22 protein-coding genes and 1 other annotated feature are annotated in these 17,350 nt (G+C 57.9%); of the genes, 9 read left to right on the plus strand and 13 right to left on the minus strand.

Going from position 1 to position 17,350, the window contains the following annotated elements:
- Nucleotides 1–22 precede the first annotated feature (22 nt).
- On the minus strand, nucleotides 23–118 hold the full coding sequence (gene ivbL / locus VZP09_RS20465) for an ilvB operon leader peptide IvbL (protein ID WP_002923286.1): 96 nt from the start codon (nucleotides 116–118) through the stop codon (nucleotides 23–25).
- A 12-nt stretch (nucleotides 119–130) separates the two neighbouring features.
- Here ivbL and VZP09_RS20470 point away from each other — a divergent pair, with 12 nt between their 5' ends.
- From VZP09_RS20470 to emrD, 5 genes are all read left to right on the plus strand, one after another.
- Nucleotides 131–298: a hypothetical protein gene (locus VZP09_RS20470; RefSeq protein ID WP_004150272.1), complete on the plus strand. Its 168-nt coding sequence runs from the start codon at nucleotides 131–133 to the stop codon at nucleotides 296–298.
- A 452-nt stretch (nucleotides 299–750) separates the two neighbouring features.
- The gene (tisB, locus tag VZP09_RS20475) at nucleotides 751–870 is read left to right on the plus strand and encodes a type I toxin-antitoxin system toxin TisB (RefSeq protein ID WP_004145059.1); all 120 of its coding nucleotides are present in this window, start codon (nucleotides 751–753) and stop codon (nucleotides 868–870) included.
- Between the two features lie 90 nt (nucleotides 871–960).
- Complete coding sequence (locus VZP09_RS20480) at nucleotides 961–1,407, plus strand: GNAT family N-acetyltransferase (protein WP_002923294.1); 447 nt, start codon at nucleotides 961–963, stop codon at nucleotides 1,405–1,407.
- Nucleotides 1,408–1,474: 67 nt separating this feature from the next.
- Nucleotides 1,475–2,308 carry a DMT family transporter gene (locus VZP09_RS20485; protein ID WP_002923296.1) on the plus strand — a complete coding sequence of 278 codons (834 nt, stop codon included), beginning with the start codon at nucleotides 1,475–1,477 and terminating at the stop codon, nucleotides 2,306–2,308.
- Nucleotides 2,309–2,483: 175 nt separating this feature from the next.
- Nucleotides 2,484–3,668 (plus strand): multidrug efflux MFS transporter EmrD, encoded by a 1,185-nt coding sequence (gene emrD / locus VZP09_RS20490; protein ID WP_004181587.1) that lies wholly within the window; start codon nucleotides 2,484–2,486, stop codon nucleotides 3,666–3,668.
- Between the two features lie 159 nt (nucleotides 3,669–3,827).
- Here the strand turns inward: emrD and dsdC are convergent, their stop codons facing one another.
- Together dsdC and VZP09_RS20500 are read right to left on the minus strand one after the other, a co-directional pair.
- Nucleotides 3,828–4,751, minus strand: a complete 924-nt coding sequence (gene dsdC, locus VZP09_RS20495) for a DNA-binding transcriptional regulator DsdC (RefSeq protein WP_032421918.1) — start codon at nucleotides 4,749–4,751, stop codon at nucleotides 3,828–3,830.
- A complete protein-coding gene (locus VZP09_RS20500; RefSeq protein WP_032433289.1) occupies nucleotides 4,751–4,885 on the minus strand; it encodes a hypothetical protein in 135 nt (44 codons plus the stop codon). The genes dsdC and VZP09_RS20500 overlap by 1 nt, the downstream gene beginning before the upstream one ends.
- A gap of 91 nt (nucleotides 4,886–4,976) precedes the next feature.
- Between VZP09_RS20500 and dsdX the strand changes: the two genes are divergently transcribed.
- Nucleotides 4,977–6,314 (plus strand): D-serine transporter DsdX, encoded by a 1,338-nt coding sequence (gene dsdX / locus VZP09_RS20505; RefSeq protein ID WP_032415832.1) that lies wholly within the window; start codon nucleotides 4,977–4,979, stop codon nucleotides 6,312–6,314.
- A gap of 17 nt (nucleotides 6,315–6,331) precedes the next feature.
- Nucleotides 6,332–7,660, plus strand: coding sequence for a D-serine ammonia-lyase (gene dsdA, locus VZP09_RS20510; protein ID WP_004186258.1), 1,329 nt, complete (start codon nucleotides 6,332–6,334; stop codon nucleotides 7,658–7,660).
- A 3-nt stretch (nucleotides 7,661–7,663) separates the two neighbouring features.
- Here dsdA and VZP09_RS20515 read toward each other — a convergent pair whose 3' ends face one another.
- The 5 genes from VZP09_RS20515 to VZP09_RS20535 form a co-directional block, all read right to left on the minus strand.
- Entirely contained in the window at nucleotides 7,664–8,086 is a 423-nt protein-coding gene (locus VZP09_RS20515) for a hypothetical protein (protein WP_004889115.1), read from the minus strand.
- A 74-nt stretch (nucleotides 8,087–8,160) separates the two neighbouring features.
- Nucleotides 8,161–8,523: a DUF202 domain-containing protein gene (locus VZP09_RS20520; RefSeq protein ID WP_032415834.1), complete on the minus strand. Its 363-nt coding sequence runs from the start codon at nucleotides 8,521–8,523 to the stop codon at nucleotides 8,161–8,163.
- Entirely contained in the window at nucleotides 8,513–8,860 is a 348-nt protein-coding gene (locus VZP09_RS20525; RefSeq protein WP_328795380.1) for a YidH family protein, read from the minus strand. Before VZP09_RS20525 ends, VZP09_RS20520 begins: the two co-directional genes overlap by 11 nt.
- Nucleotides 8,861–8,961: 101 nt before the next feature.
- The gene (locus VZP09_RS20530) at nucleotides 8,962–10,284 is read right to left on the minus strand and encodes a 6-phospho-alpha-glucosidase (protein WP_002923306.1); all 1,323 of its coding nucleotides are present in this window, start codon (nucleotides 10,282–10,284) and stop codon (nucleotides 8,962–8,964) included.
- Nucleotides 10,281–11,903, minus strand: coding sequence for an alpha-glucoside-specific PTS transporter subunit IIBC (locus VZP09_RS20535; RefSeq protein WP_002923307.1), 1,623 nt, complete (start codon nucleotides 11,901–11,903; stop codon nucleotides 10,281–10,283). Before VZP09_RS20535 ends, VZP09_RS20530 begins: the two co-directional genes overlap by 4 nt.
- A gap of 298 nt (nucleotides 11,904–12,201) precedes the next feature.
- Between VZP09_RS20535 and VZP09_RS20540 the strand changes: the two genes are divergently transcribed.
- Nucleotides 12,202–12,948 carry a GntR family transcriptional regulator gene (locus tag VZP09_RS20540; protein WP_004173853.1) on the plus strand — a complete coding sequence of 249 codons (747 nt, stop codon included), beginning with the start codon at nucleotides 12,202–12,204 and terminating at the stop codon, nucleotides 12,946–12,948.
- On the opposite strand, the gene VZP09_RS20545 is transcribed toward VZP09_RS20540, so the two are convergent.
- From VZP09_RS20545 to ibpA, 4 genes are all read right to left on the minus strand, one after another.
- Nucleotides 12,916–14,577, minus strand: coding sequence for a putative transporter (locus VZP09_RS20545; RefSeq protein WP_031590438.1), 1,662 nt, complete (start codon nucleotides 14,575–14,577; stop codon nucleotides 12,916–12,918). The two genes, VZP09_RS20540 and VZP09_RS20545, sit on opposite strands and share 33 nt — an antisense overlap.
- Nucleotides 14,578–14,678: 101 nt before the next feature.
- On the minus strand, nucleotides 14,679–15,503 hold the full coding sequence (dinD, locus tag VZP09_RS20550) for a DNA damage-inducible protein D (RefSeq protein WP_004151522.1): 825 nt from the start codon (nucleotides 15,501–15,503) through the stop codon (nucleotides 14,679–14,681).
- Between the two features lie 136 nt (nucleotides 15,504–15,639).
- Complete coding sequence (ibpB, locus tag VZP09_RS20555; protein ID WP_004145074.1) at nucleotides 15,640–16,068, minus strand: small heat shock chaperone IbpB; 429 nt, start codon at nucleotides 16,066–16,068, stop codon at nucleotides 15,640–15,642.
- A 116-nt stretch (nucleotides 16,069–16,184) separates the two neighbouring features.
- Nucleotides 16,185–16,598, minus strand: coding sequence for a small heat shock chaperone IbpA (ibpA, locus tag VZP09_RS20560; RefSeq protein ID WP_004151523.1), 414 nt, complete (start codon nucleotides 16,596–16,598; stop codon nucleotides 16,185–16,187).
- Nucleotides 16,592–16,667: a sequence feature (ROSE (Repression Of Heat Shock gene Expression) occurs in the 5'-region of heat shock genes and acts as an RNA thermometer to modulate expression.), on the minus strand. Its footprint overlaps the gene before it by 7 nt.
- A 245-nt stretch (nucleotides 16,668–16,912) precedes the next feature.
- On the opposite strand from ibpA, the gene VZP09_RS20565 reads away from it, so the two are divergent.
- On the plus strand, nucleotides 16,913–17,245 hold the full coding sequence (locus VZP09_RS20565; protein WP_004151524.1) for a YceK/YidQ family lipoprotein: 333 nt from the start codon (nucleotides 16,913–16,915) through the stop codon (nucleotides 17,243–17,245).
- A 1-nt stretch (nucleotide 17,246) separates the two neighbouring features.
- On the opposite strand, the gene VZP09_RS20570 is transcribed toward VZP09_RS20565, so the two are convergent.
- Nucleotides 17,247–17,350: PD40 domain-containing protein (locus VZP09_RS20570; protein WP_148674184.1), on the minus strand; the 104-nt coding region annotated here is incomplete at its 5' end.

The following is a 17,350-nucleotide window of genomic DNA, read 5'->3' on the forward strand; positions in this document are numbered from 1 at the left end:
GGAATTCGTGTTGTTCCGGACCCTACGGCGCATTGCCGACGACGACCACCACAGACACGACGACCACCGCGGCTGGCGCGGTTTTTAGTAGGGTCGAAGCGATCAGGGTTGCGTTCATTAGGGACCTGTTGTGTCGAAAAATAAGCTGAATTTATACAAACACAGGTTTTACGTTTTCACAATGGATTTATTTTCATCCACGAAAATTTGCGCGAAAGATCACAGTTCGGCGCAAAAGGACAGAAAACAAAAAACCCCGCCGGAGCGAGGTTTTTATCAGCATGGTTACAGGTGGTAGCCGCAAGCACACTGTATTACGTCAACGCCAAAAGTATACGCGATCGCTGCAGTTCGCGCAATTTAAGGTCGGTTTTTCTCTGTCATAGAGTATGGATGAGAGGGGCGGATTTGTCCAAAAAATACTGTTCATCCATACAGTATTTATCTATACTGGGTGTGTTCACTTTGTGCCATTCGGGGGCCGCAAGTTTGACCGGCGCAACGAAGTCCTGGCTGAAACGGGTGGTGCCGTCAGTGCCTTAACCCCGAGAGAGCACACTGTGTTACGTCAACAACGTGCAGTCACTGGCCCGCGCGGCAACGCGTGGCTCAGCGCTGCGCACCCCTGTCGTTGCAGGCGGCGGGCCGGGAAGCCGTTCATGGAAAGGACGAACTATCGGCCAGGGCAGACGCCGCCGGCGACAGGCAGGGATAAGCTGGCAACGGGCAGCGGAAAGGTACGTCAGCTTATTGTGCTCCTTAACCACAGGAGACGCGCGTATGGGCGGAATGGATATTATTATTTTGATCCTGAAACTCATGGTTGCTGTGTTGCAACTACTTGATGCAGTCCTGAAACAGTTCCGCTGATTCAGGTTCAAGTCGCACCTGAGGGGGGCGGGATACCGCCCCCCTGCAGGCGCCCGCCGGGCGTCCCGGGATGACTTGATGGAGGAAGCTATGCCACCCCTGTTAATTGCCGCCACGACGCCGGATGCCCCGGGGTTCGCGGCGCTACGAATTGAAAGCCTTGAACAGCATTTCAATATGCTGCGCCGCCTGGCGGAAAACTGGCAGAGCGGCAAAAACCGCTTTAACGCGCCGGGCGAAACGCTGCTGGGCGCCTTCGTCAACCACCAGCTGGTAGGGGTATGCGGCATCAATAGCGATCCCTTCAGTCCGCAGCCGCGGGCCGGGCGCATTCGCCACCTCTACATCAGCGAACGCTACCGTCGCCGGGGCATCGGCCAGCAGCTGCTGGTCTCGGTTATCACCCACTCCAGCGCCTGGTTCGACTTTCTCAACACCCATGCCCCGGCGCAGGCCTGGCCCTTTTATGAAAGGCTTGGTTTCCGCCCGGTGTACGATGAACCGCGGGTGACGCATCGCCTGTTTTGTTCGCTTTAACCCCCGCTGGCAGGCAGCGCGGGCGCGTGTTACATTCCGGTGACCTTCACTGTTGAACCTGTCTGCGATGACCCTCACCGTATTCTGCATTTTGCTGTTCGCCGCCCTGCTGCACGCCAGTTGGAACGCTATCGTCAAAGCCAGCGGCGATAAAATGTACGCGGCGATCGGCGTCAGCGGCTCGGCCGCGCTGATCGCACTGGTGATGCTCCCCTTTGCCCCGCAGCCCGCGCTGGTCAGCGCCCCCTATCTGCTGGCGTCGTGCGCGTTACAGGTGGTGTATACGGTGCTGGTGGCGAAGACCTACCAGGTATCGGATATGAGCCAGACCTATCCGCTGATGCGCGGCACTGCGCCGCTGCTGGTGGCGGCGATAAGCGTGCTGTTCCTCGGCGATCGTCTGTCGCCGCTGGCCTGGTTGGGCATCGGCGTCATCTGCCTGGCGATTCTGGCGATGGCCTTTAACGGCCGCGCCAGCTCGCGCAAAGGCATCGTGCTGGCGCTGATCAACGCCTGCTTTATCGCCGGTTATACGCTGGTGGACGGCACCGGCGTCCGGCTGGCGGGCTCGGCGCTGGGCTACACCCTGTGGACCTTTTTTATGAACGGCTTCTGCCTGCTGTGCTGGGCGATGGTGGCGCGACGGCGTGAGGCCAGTCGTTATTTACGTCAGCACTGGAAAAAAGGCATCCTCGGCGGGATCGGCACCATGGGCTCCTACGGCCTGGCGCTATGGGCGATGACCCAGGCCCCGCTGGCGGTGGTCGCCGCGCTGCGTGAAACCTCCATTCTCTTCGGCGCGCTGATCGCCTTTATCGTCCTGAAAGAGCAACTGATGCCGCTGCGCATCGTGGCCGCCTGCGGGATTGCCGCCGGGGCGATCCTCCTGCGCCTGGCGTAGCCTGAGATGGCAACATTAGTTGCCGTTCCTGTTTACATAATCTGCCTGGAATTTCCTCAACAATCGGCACTTTGCAGTTGTTCTGTCATTTTAATATGGTAGATTCCTCCATCGTTTACGGGATGTTGTAGTCACATATTCTTCATTTCTCTTTACTCACAAAGTATTCATCGACATGAAACGGCATAAGAACTTCAATTTGTTGTTGATGCTGGTACTGCTGGTGGCCGTCGGCCAGATGGCGCAGACCATTTATATTCCGGCCATCGCCGACATGGCGGTCGCGCTGAACGTCCGCGAAGGGGCGGTACAAAGCGTGATGGCGGCCTACCTGCTGACCTACGGTATTTCACAGCTATTCTACGGCCCGCTCTCTGACCGCGTCGGTCGCCGCCCGGTGATCCTCGTCGGGATGTCGATTTTTATGCTGGCGACGCTGGTAGCTATTACCACCCATAGCCTGCCGGTGCTGATCGCCGCCAGCGCCATGCAGGGGATGGGCACCGGGGTCGGCGGCGTGATGGCGCGTACCCTGCCCCGCGACCTGTACGAAGGCGCTCAGCTGCGTCATGCCAATAGCCTGTTAAATATGGGTATTCTGGTCAGCCCGCTGATTGCCCCGCTGCTCGGCGGCATCCTCGACACCCTGTGGAGCTGGCGCGCCTGCTACGCTTTCCTGCTGGTCCTGTGCGCCGGGGTGACCTTCAGCATGGCGAAGTGGATGCCGGAAACGCGCCCGGAAGGGGCGCCGCGCACCAAACTTCTGGCCAGCTACAAAACGCTGTTCGGCACCGGCGCCTTTAACTGCTATCTGCTGATGCTGATCGGCGGCCTGGCGGGGATTGCGGTATTCGAAGCCTGCTCCGGGGTGCTGATGGGCGCGGTGCTCGGCCTGAGCAGCATGGCGGTGAGTATTCTGTTTATTCTGCCGATCCCGGCGGCGTTCTTCGGGGCGTGGTTTGCCGGCCGCCCCAACAAGCGTTTCCCGACCCTGATGTGGCAGTCGGTGATCTGCTGCCTGCTGGCGGGTCTGATGATGTGGATCCCAGGGCTGCTGGGCATCATGACCGTCTGGACCCTGCTGGTGCCTGCGGCGCTGTTCTTCTTCGGCGCCGGGATGTTGTTCCCGCTGGCCACCAGCGGCGCGATGGAGCCGTTCCCGTTCCTCGCCGGAACCGCCGGGGCGCTGGTGGGCGGCTTGCAGAATATCGGCTCCGGCGTGCTGGCCTGGCTGTCGGCGATGATGCCGCAAACCGGTCAGGGCAGCCTCGGCCTGCTGATGATGCTGATGGGCCTGTTGATTCTGCTGTGCTGGCTGCCGCTGGCCTCGCGCTTTACCCACCATCAGCAGCCGGTATAAGCGCGGCGGTGGTTCCCCGGATGGCGGCTGACGCCTTATCCGGGCTACCGGACTGGTCGTCTGCCGGCCCGCGCATGCGCAGTGCCGTCATTTTGCCGGGTGGCGGCTCACGCCTTACCCGGCCTCTCTAACAACTCCGAGGGATAGCCCGGCTCTTTTTCAGGTCAGGCTATGCAGCCACTCGATAAAGGCGTCGATTTTCGGCCACTGGCGGCCCGGCAGGGTGGTCACGTAATAATGCTGATGGCATTTCAGCGTCATATCGCCGAACGGCGCGATAAGCTCGCCGCTCTCCAGCCGCTTCTGCACCAGCCGTTTACGCCCCATCGCTACCCCGACATGATTCATCGCCGCAATCACCGCTAAATCAGAACGATCGAAGCCGATGCCCGACGATTGCGGCAGTTCAATTCCAAATTGCTGTGCCCAACTGAACCATTCATCGGTGCCGGAATCATTGCTCCATGCCTGGCGATCGTGAAGCAGCGTACAGTGGCGCAGACTGGCAGGATTTGACGTTAACTGCAGCTGGCGGGCGTAATACGGCGTACATACCGGCACGATCGCCTCATCCATCAGAAAATAGTGGCTTAGCTGCGACGACGGCGCGTCATCAAAATAGATTGCCAGATCGATACCCGCCCGCTGCAGGTTGACGTTATCGTTGCCGGTCAGCACGGTCAGGGAGATGGCCGGGTAGCGGCGACTGAAATCCCCCAGCGCCGGCACCAGCCAGCACTGGGCGATAGAGGGCCGCGAGTAGACCGTCAGACTGCCGGAGAGCTCCTGGTTTTTGATGTCCAGAATCTCCTGATTGAGACCATCCAGTGACGACTTCAGCGCCCAGTAAACGCGCTTCCCTTCACGCGTCAGCTCCACTTTGCGGTGCGAGCGGACAAAGAGCTGGATCCCCAGCTCCTCTTCCAGCTGATTAATCCGGTGACTGACGGCGCTTGGGGTGAGCGCCAGCTCGTCGGCGGCAAGGGCGAACGACTCGTGCCGCGCCGCCACCTCAAACGTCGACAGCCTGGAGAGTTGCCAGCCGTTCAGCAACCGGGTACCTAAGGTTTTTAGCACATCCATTATGCGCTCCTGGCGATAATAGGGAGTCTGGATGATAAAAAAATAACGCCGGAACTTCCGCTAAAGGATGAGTTAATTTGACCCATAGCATATTTAGAGGTCACTTTTAGAGCTAAATCACCTTTTTGATTCAATTTGGCTCATCTGAAAGGTCATTTATATCGTTTGTCAGCCCATGCCGAGTTTCTGTTCAATAACCACACGTTACTTACGGCGAGGTGGGGTATGGAATCGCAAATTTGGGTTGTGAGCACATTGCTGATTAGCATCGTGTTAATTGTATTAACCATCGTCAAACTGAAGTTTCATCCGTTTCTGGCGCTGCTGCTGGCGAGCTTTTTCGTCGGGGCGATGATGGGAATGGGCCCGCTGGAGATGGTCAACGCCATTGAGAGCGGGATCGGCGGTACGCTGGGCTTCCTGGCGGCGGTGATCGGTCTCGGCACCATTCTCGGCAAGATGATGGAGGTCTCCGGCGCGGCGGAGCGCATCGGCCTGACGCTCCAGCGCTGCCGCTGGCTGTCGGCGGACGTGATTATGGTGCTGGTCGGCCTGATCTGCGGCATTACCCTGTTTGTCGAAGTCGGGGTGGTGCTGCTGATCCCGCTGGCATTCTCCATCGCCAAAAAAACCAATACTTCGCTGCTGAAGCTGGCTATTCCGCTGTGTACCGCGCTGATGGCGGTGCACTGCGTGGTACCGCCGCATCCGGCCGCGCTGTTCGTGGCGAATAAACTGGGGGCTGATATCGGGACGGTTATCGTCTATGGCCTGCTGGTCGGCCTGATCGCCTCCCTGGTCGGCGGCCCGCTGTTCCTCAGGCTGCTCGGCAACCGCCTGCCGTTTAAACCAGTGCCAGCCGAGTTTTCCAACCTCGACGTTCGCGAAGAATCGACGCTGCCGTCGCTCGGCGCTACGCTGTTTACCGTGCTGTTACCGATTGGCCTGATGCTGGTGAAAACCGTCGCTGAACTGAATATGGCGCAAGGCGGCACGCTGTATACAGTGCTGGAATTTATCGGCAACCCCATCACCGCGATGTTTATCGCCGTCTTTGTCGCCTATTACATGCTCGGCATCCGTCGGCAAATGGGGATGGGCGTTCTGCTGATTCATACCGAAAACGGCTTTGGGTCCATCGCCAACATCCTGCTGATTATCGGCGCCGGCGGCGCATTCAACGCGATTTTGAAATCCAGCGGCCTGGCCGATAGCCTCGCGGTGATCCTGTCGAACCTTGATATGCACCCGATTTTGCTGGCCTGGCTGGTGGCGCTTATCCTGCACGCCGCCGTTGGCTCCGCCACCGTGGCGATGATGGGTGCTACCGCCATCGTTGCCCCGATGCTGCCGCTTTATCCCGGCGTAAGCCCGGAGATCATCGCCATTGCCATCGGTTCCGGCGCCATTGGCTGCACGATCGTCACCGATTCCCTGTTCTGGCTGGTAAAACAGTACTGCGGCGCCAGCCTCAGTGAAACGTTCAAGTACTACACGACAGCGACATTTATCGCGTCGCTACTTGCACTGGCCGCCACCTTCCTGCTTTCTTTCATTATCTGAGCGCAAAGAGACGTATGATGAAACACGCTGACCTGACCACCTTAACCGCGACCTTCCCGCTTGTGCAGGATCTGATCGCCCTGAAAGAAACCACCTGGTTTAACCCGGCAACCACCACCCTGGCGGAGGGGTTGCCTTACGTCGGTCTGACCGCCGACGATGTGCAAGACGCCCATGCCCGCCTTCAGCGCTTCGCGCCCTATCTGGCGGCAGCCTTCCCGGAAACCGCCGCGAGCGGCGGGATTATCGAATCAGAAGTGGTTGCCATTCCGGCAATGAAACGCAGCCTTGAGCAAAAATTCGGCCAGCCAATTAGCGGCGAACTGCTGCTGAAAAAAGACAGCCATCTGCCAATCTCCGGCTCAATCAAAGCGCGCGGTGGGATTTATGAAGTGCTGACCCATGCGGAAAAGCTGGCGCTGGAAGCCGGGCTGCTGACGACCGCAGACGATTATCGCAAATTGCTGACGCCGGAGTTTAAACAGTTCTTTAGCCAGTTCAGCATCGCCGTCGGCTCCACCGGCAACCTTGGGATGTCGATCGGCATCATGAGCGCGCGCATTGGTTTTAAAGTCACGGTGCATATGTCCGCCGATGCCAGGGCGTGGAAAAAAGCCAAACTGCGCAGCCACGGCGTAACGGTGGTTGAGTATGAAGAGGACTATGGCGTGGCGGTCGAACAGGGGCGCAAGGCAGCGGAATCCGACCCGAACTGCTTTTTTATCGATGATGAAAACTCGCGCACGCTGTTCCTCGGCTATGCCGTAGCCGGCGAGCGCCTGAAAGCGCAGTTCGCTCAAGCAGGACGCGTGGTCGATGCCGATCATCCGCTGTTCGTCTATCTGCCGTGCGGCGTCGGCGGCGGCCCCGGCGGCGTGGCATTTGGCCTGAAACTGGCCTTCGGCGACCACGTTCACTGCCTGTTCGCCGAACCGACCCATTCGCCATGCATGCTGCTCGGCGTCTATACCGGGCTCCACGACCAGATAGCGGTGCAGGATTTAGGCATTGATAACCTGACCGCGGCCGACGGTCTGGCGGTCGGCAGGGCGTCCGGGTTCGTTGGCCGGGCAATGGAGCGCCTGCTCGACGGGTTCTATACCCTTGACGACCAGACGATGTATGACATGCTGGGCTGGCTGGCGGCAGCGGAAAATATCCGCCTTGAACCCTCCGCGCTGGCCGGGATGGCCGGAGCGCAGCGCGTCTGCGCCAGCAAAGCGTACCATCAGCTGCAGGGGCTGAGTGAGCAACAGCTGCAGCAGGCCACCCACCTGGTGTGGGCCACCGGCGGCGGCATGGTGCCGGAGGAGGAGATGGCGCAGTACCTGGCGAAGGGGCGCTAATCTTTAGCGCAGCAGCGGCATCAGCGCCTCTGGCGGCCGCTGCTGTCGCCGCAGGTCCCGCATCACTCGCATATAGGGCCCGCTAAAATCGTAGAACTGCCGGTAACCCGCGCACAGCGGGTCTTCCTGTTCGCCACAGCGGCACAGGCGCAGCCACGGGCAGCCGTAGCAGGCGCTGTTGGCCGCCGGCGCGCCTGGCTGGGTCAGCGTCTCCCCGCACCAGGCGCTCAGCGTCTCGCTAAACAGTAAAATATTGATGCGCCCAATATCTTCCCGCACCCAGCGGTGAAAGACTGCGCAGAGAAACTCTCCCCAAAGCGCGGCGTCGCCGGCCGCCAGCTGCGGAATAAAATGGATAGCGGTGAGCCCCTGTTGACGAAGCTGCGCATAGAACGCCTGCGGTTGATGGCAATGATGCGCCTCCACCACGACAGCCTGAAAGGGAGTGTCATGTTGCTGGCCGGGGGCATGAGTGAGAGGCAAATTCGCCGGACATCCTGTCATGACATATCCCTAATGAATAAAACGATCGGTTGAAGGTGAGTAACAGCAAACAGGAATGCCAGAGAAAGTACTGCGAGTGCGATCAAAAATTTGTCACGAACCGCCCGCGGCTGTAAAAAATCGCTATCGTCGACGTCCATCAGATGACGACGGCGGGTATAGCCCCAGAGGATCACCGCCACAATCGCCAGTACGCCGATCGACAGCCATAACGGCAGGCCGGCGCGGTGCCAGCTGTGCTTAATCGCCAGCGCCATCAGCGCGCCGTAGCCCAACAGGGTGCGAAACCAGGCCAGCGAGGTGCGCTCTGGCTGAAGACCGGGATCGCTTTCCCGCCGCGCCCGGCGTTTATCCGCCATACACCACCAGCAGCATCACCGCGGCCACCACCGCCAGCAGCAGAATGCTAATCACCAGCAGCGTGCGGGTATAGGGAAGGTCCTGCTTGAGACGCATCNCCTTCTCGTTATTCAGCCAGCGCAGATAGCCATAGATGGCCATGCCGCCGGCAAAGAGACACAGCAGCAGGGCGAGAATTTCACGGATCAGCGGCGTGGCAAAGTCCGGCGCTAACTGGTCAAGGCCGACGCCGGCGGCGAGAAAACCGAGCGCCGTGCGGATCCATGCCAGAAAGGTGCGTTCGTTAGCCAGCGAAAAGCGGTAATCCGGCGCTTCGCCGAGGCGGGAGATTTTCATTACAGTTCCTTGTTCATCGCGCTGCAGGCTTCAGCATAGCGTAAATCAGGAACCGGGGAGAAGAACCGGCGCCCCGCAGGGCGCCGGTATTACAACGGGGATTAATGCAGCTCAGGCCAGTAATCTTTGTTGGCGGCAATGAGGTCGTCGAGGATCGCTTTCGCCACCGAGGCGCTCGGCACGGTTTTCGACAGGGTAATCGCCTGCCACAGCTTGTGGTAAGAGCGCTGTTCCCAGGCATCGACCACCAGTTTTTCCACTGCCACCTGCTGGCTCATCAGCCCTTTCTGGAAATGCGGGATGTCGCCGACCGTCAGCGGCTCCGGTCCGTTGTGGCCTACCAGACAAGGGATCTCCACCATCGCGTCGGCGTCAAAGTTATGGATCGCGCCATTGTTCGGCACAATCAGCAGCATCCTTTCCTGCGTGTTAAAGGCGATAGCCGTCGCCAGATCGACGATATAGGAGGCATGCTCGTCAATCTCCAGATCGCCGGCGGTGGATTTCCCGGCGGCGATGATCGCCCGGCAGGCGCTGAAGACGTTTTTCTCCCGATGATCCATCACCTCATTGGCGCGGGTGCGTTCCGGGTTGGAGTGGGCTACCACATAGTCCGGGAACAGATAATATTTCAGGTAGGTGTTCGGCATGGTCTGCGGATCCAGCGCCTGCACATCTTTCGCTTTGGCAAAGGTGTCGTTCCAGCTGGCCTCGGTGTGCGGATCGTTCGAGGGCGGCACATAGCCGTATTTCGCCACATATTCGCGCAGTTTCGGCATCAAATCATTGCCGTCGAGGTCCTCAATCGACGTCCACCAGCCGAAGTGGTTGAGGCCGTAATAGCGCACGCGCATCTGTTTACGGTCTTTGAGGCCGACAATCTGCGCCATCCGCCCTTCAATGCCGATCGGCATATCGCAGATGTTGAGGATTTTGGCGTTCGGCCGCAGACGACGAGTGGCTTCCGCCACAATCGCCGCCGGGTTGGAGTAGTTAAGCATCCAGGCGTTCGGCGAATATTTTTCCATATAATCCACCAGCTCCAGCACGCCGCCGATAGAGCGCATACCGTAGGCGATCCCCCCCGGTCCGCAGGTCTCCTGGCCCAGCACGCCGTGGCGTAGCGGGATTTTCTCATCCTGTTCACGCATCGGATATTTCCCGACGCGGATATGCGCCATGACAAAATCAACATCGGTAAACGCCGCCTGCGGATCGGTGGTATAGCTGAATTCAATCTCCGGCGCCTGCTCTTTGAGGATCACTTTGCACGCCTCGGCGATGGTCTCCTGGCGCGCGCCGTCGTTGTCGTAAAATTTCAGCGACCGCAGCGGAAAACGATCCTGGTTTGCCAGCAGCATCAGGACAATGCCCGGGGTGAAGGTGCTGCCGCCGCCTGCAATAACAACTGAGAATTTTTTCATGATACTGCCTCCGTCATGGTGGTATGTTCGGTCGAAAGAGAATCTTTCATCAGGTTTTCCAGCTGGTCGCGCACCTGGGGAACGTGCAGGCCGACGATGACCTGAATCCCGTTGCCGCGGCGTACTACCCCGTGGGCGCCCAGCGCTTTAAAGACGTCGTCACTTTGCGTTTTCGCCATATCGACCAGCGCGATGCGCAGTCGGGTGGCGCAGTTGTTGATGCTTTCAATGTTGTCGGCGCCGCCGAGGGCCTGCAGGAAGCCAGCGGCCTGACCCAGCCGGGTCTCTGGCGCGGCGGCGGCCGTGGTTTTACCTCGTGCCGCCTGGTAATCGGCCTTGCTGTAGAGCTTGATTTCGCTCTCTTCCCTGCCAGGCGTCTTCAGGTTCAGACGCAGGATCAGGGTACGGAAGACTACGAAGTAGAGGGCGGTGAAACAGAGGCCGATGCCTATCTGAATGAACATCATCGAAGCGTGGTGATGGAACATTGGGATCCAGTTTTGCGGCAAGAATTGATCGAGCAGGCCGCCGCCGAAGTTGCCTACTACCCCGCAGATGTACATCACCGTCGCCATAGTCGCCGCCAGCACCGCGTGAACGGCGAACAGCAGCGGCGAGATGAAGAGGAAGGTGAACTCCAGCGGCTCAGTGATCCCGACCAGCATCGCGGTCAGGGTGGCGGGGATCAGCAGGCCGGCGACCTTGACGCGGTTTTCCGGCGCGGCGGTGAAATAGAGCGCCAGCGCAATCCCCACCGACCCAAACACTTTCGAGTTACCGTGCAGGGCAAAGCCGCCCTCCGGGAACAGCGTCTTCAGCGGTTCCGTACTCTGACTGAACGCCTGCAGATGCTCTGCCCAGTAGACCTGCAGTCCGCCCTCCACCACCGCCGGGCCAAAGATGAACGGGCCATAGACGAAGTGGTGCAGTCCGGTGGGGATCAGGATGCGCTCAAGAAAGATGTAAACCCACACTCCAAGCGCCCCGGCTGAGCGCAGAAAGGCCTGCAGCGATTCAATACCCAGCTGGACCTTTGGCCAGCCGAGCAGGGTCAGCCAGGCGCAAGGGATCATCGCGAGGAAGGCGACAATGACCACAAACGATGAACCCTGAAAGATGCCGAGGAATACCGGCAGGGGTTTATCGAAATAGCGATTGTGCAGGGCCGTCACCAGACCGGAGATGACGATGGCGCCGATAATGCTGGTGTCGAGGGTTTTAATCCCGGCAATCATCGTCAGGCCGCTGCCGGCCGTGGGTTCAGCGGAAAAATCGACGCCGAAGAAGTGGCCCCAGGTCATCCCCATGGCGTTGATAAAATAGTTCCAGGTGAGAAAGCTCACCAGCACCGCCAGACAGGCCCGGCCCTGGGCCTGTTTCGCCAGGCCGATCGGCAGACCGACGGCGAAAATCAGCGGCATATTACGAAAGACGGTCCAGCCGCCCTCCTCAATAATGTGAACGATCTGGGCAAACAGGCTGTCGGGTGCGGTCAGCGCTTCGCCGACGAACATCGGGTTGCGCAGCATGATGGCGATACCGACCACAATCCCGGCAAAAGGAAACAATAAAACCGGGGTAAACATGGCGCCGCCAAAACGTTGTATTTGACTGAGCATTGGGAAATCCTCATGTAACAACTCGTAGGGTGAGTGGCCTTCTTTTTCTTGATTACCGGCCTGACTGGAGAATAAAAATTTGCCCGTCCGACAACATGCCGCGCCGTTGCGATTCGTGATCCCATTCATGGTTTTAATTTGGCCAAAGTTGTCTACTTCGATAACAAAAGTTAGACATCGATAAGTCAGGCAGCGAAATTAACTAAATGAATGTGTCTTAATTGATTGTAATTAATCTATTTTTTTAGAAAAAAGAGCACAAAGCGACATCCCCTTTTCCTGCACAAGAGGACTACTGGTGATCTACAAATCCATTGCTGACCGCCTGCGGCTGCGGCTGAATTCCGCCGACTTCGCCATCGGCAGCCCGCTACCAGGAGAGAAAAAACTGGCCGAGGAGTTCGGGGTGGCGCGCATGACTATTCGCAAAGCCATCGATCTGCTGGTGGACTGGGGATTGGTTGTGCGTCGCCACGGCTCGGGAACTTACGTGGCGCGTAAAGACGTCCATCATGAAACCAGCAATCTGACCGGCCTGGCGGAAGTGCTGCGCAAGCAGGGTAAAGAGGTGGTGAGTCAGGTGCTGGCCTTCGAGGTGATGCCCGCCCCGCCGGCCATCGCCAGTCTGCTGCGGATTAAAATTGATGAACGGATCTACTTCTCGCGGCGGGTGCGCTACGTCGACGACAAGCCGCTGATGCTGGAGGATAGCTATATGCCGGTGAAGCTGTTCCGCAACCTGTCGCTGAGTCATCTGGAAGGGTCGAAATTTGATTATATTGAGAAGGAGTGCGGAATCATCATCAGCGGGAACTATGAAACGCTGACGCCGGTGCTGGCGGACAAGCAGCTGGCGCGCTCAATGAACGTCCCGGAGCAGACGCCGCTGCTGCGTATTACCTCCCTTTCCTACAGCGACAGCGGCGAGTTTCTTAACTATTCGGTCATGTTCCGCAACGCCAGCGAGTATCAGGTGGACTATCACCTGCGCCGCGTCCAGGCGCAAAGCCCGCTAGCTCAGTCCCCAGAACAGCACGGCGAGTAGCTGCGGGGTGATAATGCGCAGGAACATCACCAGCGGATAGACGGTGGCGTAAGAGAGCGCCGCTGCGCCGCTGGTGGCGTGCAGGTTGTTGGCGAAGGCCAGCGCCGGCGGGTCAGTCATGGAGCCGGCCAGCATGCCGCACAGCGTCAGATAGTTCATTTTCGCCAGCATGCGCGCGAGGATGCCCACCGTCAGCAGCGGGATGGCGGTGATGAAAATGCCGTAAGCGATCCAGCTCAGACCATCGCCCTGGGTCAGGGTGGCGACAAAGTCCCCCCCCGATTTTAGCCCGACCACCGCCAGAAACAGCACTATCCCCAGCTCGCGCAGCGCCAGGTTGGCGCTCGGCGGCATAAACCAGTACAGCTTGCCGATACTGCCGATACGCCCAAGGATCAGCGCCATAATCAGCGGCCCACCGGCCAGTCCCAGCTTCAATGCTGCAGGGAAGCCGGGAATAAACAACGGGATAGATCCCAGCAGTACCCCGAGTCCGATGCCGATAAACACCGGCAGCATCTGGACCTGCTGCAGCTTCTGCTGAGCGTTACCCAGTTCGGCGGCCACGGCGTCAATTGCCTCCGGACGGCCGACCAGGTTGAGGATGTCACCAAACTGCAGGCTGGCGCTGCTGCTGGCTACCAGCTCGACGCCTGCCCGGTTAAGCCGGGAGATCACTACGTCATAGCGCTGTTTGACGTGCAGATCGCGTATTTTCTTCCCCAGCACTTTTTCGTTAGTGACCACCACCCGCTCCACTTTCAGATCGGTGCCGCGCGTCGACAGCGAGGTGGCCACCTCCTGGCCTATCACCAGCTGCGCATTGTGCAAATCCTCAGGTCGCCCCACCAGGTGCAGCAGGTCGCCAGCCTGGATAAGGGTGCCCGGCGCAGGCACCATCAACAGCTCACCGCGTTTCAGCCGCGAACAGACGATGTTGTCGTTGTTGAGCATCGGCACATCCTGAATCGCCATCTGGTTGAGGTTGGGGTTTTCCACCCGCACGTTGATGGTGTGTAAATGGGCGTGGCCGTTACCGCTGCTCTCCTCAAACCGCTGGGCCTCTTTCTCGACATTGATGCGAAAGAACAGACGCACCAGCCACATGGTCAGCAGAATGCCGCAGATGCCGAACGGATACGCCATCGCATAGCTCATCCCCATTTGATCGACCACCTCGAACGGTACGCCGAGATCGCGCAGAATTTGCTGCCCGGCCCCCAGCGCCGGCGTGTTGGTCACCGCGCCGGAGAAGATACCGAGCACCACCGGGAGAGGAATATTGAACAGCTTATGCAGCACCGCGGTCACCAGGCCGCCGAGGATAACGATAAGGATAGCGAACAGATTGAGCCGCAGGCCTGAGACCCGCAGCGAGGCGAAAAAGCCCGGCCCCACCTGAATACCGATGGTGTAGACAAACAGGATCAAGCCGAATTCCTGAATAAAATGCAGCATCGGGCTGCTGAGGGTGACCCCTGCCTGATCGACAAAGTGGCCGACAATAATCCCGCCAAATAACACACCGCCAATGCCAAAGCCGACGCCGCGGATTTTGACATTGCCGATCCACAACCCCACTACCGCCACCAGCGCCAGCACGCTGACCGTCAATGCTATCTCACTCATGGTACCGTCCCTGTGAATAACACCATTAACTACAGGGATTATGACCGCTGCCAGGTGGATTGTATGCCGCCTGGCGCACAATAATCATGGAGTAAGATACGCTACTCAGGCGCGTTCTTATTTTTCGCTGCGATAGTGAGTTGCTGAATACTTTTCTCCGGGGAAGGAAGTGCTTCAGGCATAGTGCCACCCAGGTCTTTAATAGTCTGGCGTACTTTTTGCCCTACGTCATAATGCGTTTTGTTGGCGAGTTGCTTCGAATCAACCGCGTCCCGACGTAGTTTTTCTTCCGTTTGGGTAGCACGAAACAGGTTGGCCGCGAGCTCAGTCGATCCCATATAGTCGAGTATTTTTTGGCTTTTCTTTAGGCCCTTACGCTCATGGATTGCTTTTTGGTCAAGACCACCATAGAGACCTTTATAACCATGGTTTTGAAAGACAGCAAAATCAAGAGTCGTCTCAACACCAGCACGTTGGGCCGTTTCAACCAGATGTTTATTATGCTCTTTGAGCTCATTGTGCAGGAACAGTCGCTTTTCATCCTCTCGTAGAGACTTAAATATTTGATCATCTTGCAATTCCTGGCGCCGGGTTTGCAAGGCAAAGTACGTTTGCCCCGCAGCAATCACCGGTTTCGACGGATCGCCATTTTGCACTACCAGATAGCAGGCGTAGCGTGAGAGGTGGAAATCTTCAAGATTCCTGCTGGCGCCAGAACCTAATTCGACCATTTTGTTGGTTTCAACAAAATGGTCTGCCGAGGGATGACCACTCGCCTCACATGAAATTATCGCTTTTGCAATGACCTTATAAAAATTCCGCCACTCTTTATAGTCAAGCAGGGGACCAAGGTTGCGGGCAGACCAATACTCCCGCCCCGCCTCATCGCTCTTTCTAATCGCTTCAAATGGCTGCTGTTCGTTCATAACGTATCCTTGTTTGAGTGAGTCCCAAAGTATGATTGTTTTTTAAACTGAAACACCCGTTGCAGCAAGGAAGTTTATTGTGCTCTCGCACACAAAAAAGCCCCGAAAATCGGGGCCTTATAAGTTATTCGCTTAATTAACTATTTAATGCCGGTCGTTCGCTGATGGCGATACGCTGCGGGGCGATCTGCTCAGGCTCATTGCGGGTCAGATCGATATGCAGCAGGCCATTGGTGAAGGTCGCGCCAGAGACCTCCATGTTGTCGGCGAGGGTGAAGCTCAGGCTGAAGGCCTGGCTCACCAACCCCTGGTGCAGCCATGTGGTCTCTTTTTCCGGCTGCTGCGGCGTGCCTTTCACCACCAGACGGGTGCCTTCCAGTTGAATATCCAGATCTTCCTGACGGAAACCGGCCAGCGCAAGGGTAATGCGGTAGTGGTTATCGTCGCTTTTTTCGATGTTATAGGGCGGGAAGCTTTGGCTTTCACCGGCGGTTTGCAGGGCGCTGGCCAGTTTGTCAAAACCGATCCATTGACGCAGCAGGGGGGATAAATCGTAGTTACGCATACTGTTTTCTCCTTCTAAGAAGCGAGTGAATACCTGCGAATTCTGTAAATTCGCATCTGCTCCCTGACGGCGAGCAGGTTGTTACATCAGGCCGCCACGCGGCCTGAAACGGACAATTAGTTGATTTCGATGCGGCGCGGCTTGTTCGCTTCCGGGATCACCCGTTCCAGATCGATATACAGCAGGCCGTTCACCAGATTGGCGCCGCGGACGTGAATGTTTTCCGCCAGCTGGAATTTGCGCTCGAAGTTGCGCTCGGCGATCCCCTGATACAGGTAGGTCCGCTCTTTCTGCTCGGCGGCGTGGGCGCCTTTGACGATCAGCAGATTGTCCTGGGCAGTGATCTCCAGCTCGCTTTCAGCAAAGCCAGCCACCGCGATAGCGATGCGATAGTGGTTTTCGTCTACCAGCTCGACGTTATACGGAGGGTAGCCGCCGTTGCTCTGGCTTTGATTGTTTTCCAGTAGGTTGAACAGGCGGTCGAAACCAATGGCTGAACGATATAGCGGGGAAAGATCGAAGTTACGCATAGTAAATAGCTCCTGAAAATCAGCGAGAATCAAATGACCTTCCATCGTGGACAGGCCGCGGTAATCCGGAATACCCCTCAGGCGTATTCTCAGTGGGTTACACCTATAAAATGGGTTTCTCCCCGTCCTTTTCAAGGGATTGAGGGCAATTTTTTTTGCAGTTTATCGATGATTGCTTAGACTGGGTGGAGGAGCACAAAAAGCAAAGTGCGATGCCCGCCACAGTGCGGCGCAATAACACTATGCATTCACGGGATGGCCCGATATAACCGCTGAAAGGTTATCTCAACGCCCGAAACGACAATGGAAGAACAATGAAAAGCAGACGACTGTTAAAGCTGGTCCTGTTCAGCGGGATAATAAGCCTGAGCGGTTGCTCCAGCGTAATGTCACATACCGGTGGCAAAGAGGGAACCTATCCGGGCACGCGATCCAGTGCGCAAACGCTGGGGGACAGCGATACCAACTGGGGTGTGAAATCGCTGGTGGCGCTGGACATGCCGTTCACCGCCGTCATGGATACCCTGCTGCTGCCGTGGGATATGTTCCGCACCGACAGCTCCATCAAATCTCGGGTCGAAAAGAGCGAGAAGGCTACGCTGGCGACCAACTCGGTGATCCCGCCAGCGCCGATGCCTGCCCAGTAAGTTATCGTCCGGTCTGCGTAACCCACAGCTGACGATAACCGTCCACCTCCTCCATCCAGGCAATCTGTTTACCGTCTGGCGAAAAGACGATCGCGTCCGCCGAGG

Source organism: Klebsiella sp. EMBS2024, assembly GCF_036233805.1.
Classification (GTDB): Bacteria; Pseudomonadota; Gammaproteobacteria; order Enterobacterales; family Enterobacteriaceae; genus Klebsiella; species Klebsiella pneumoniae.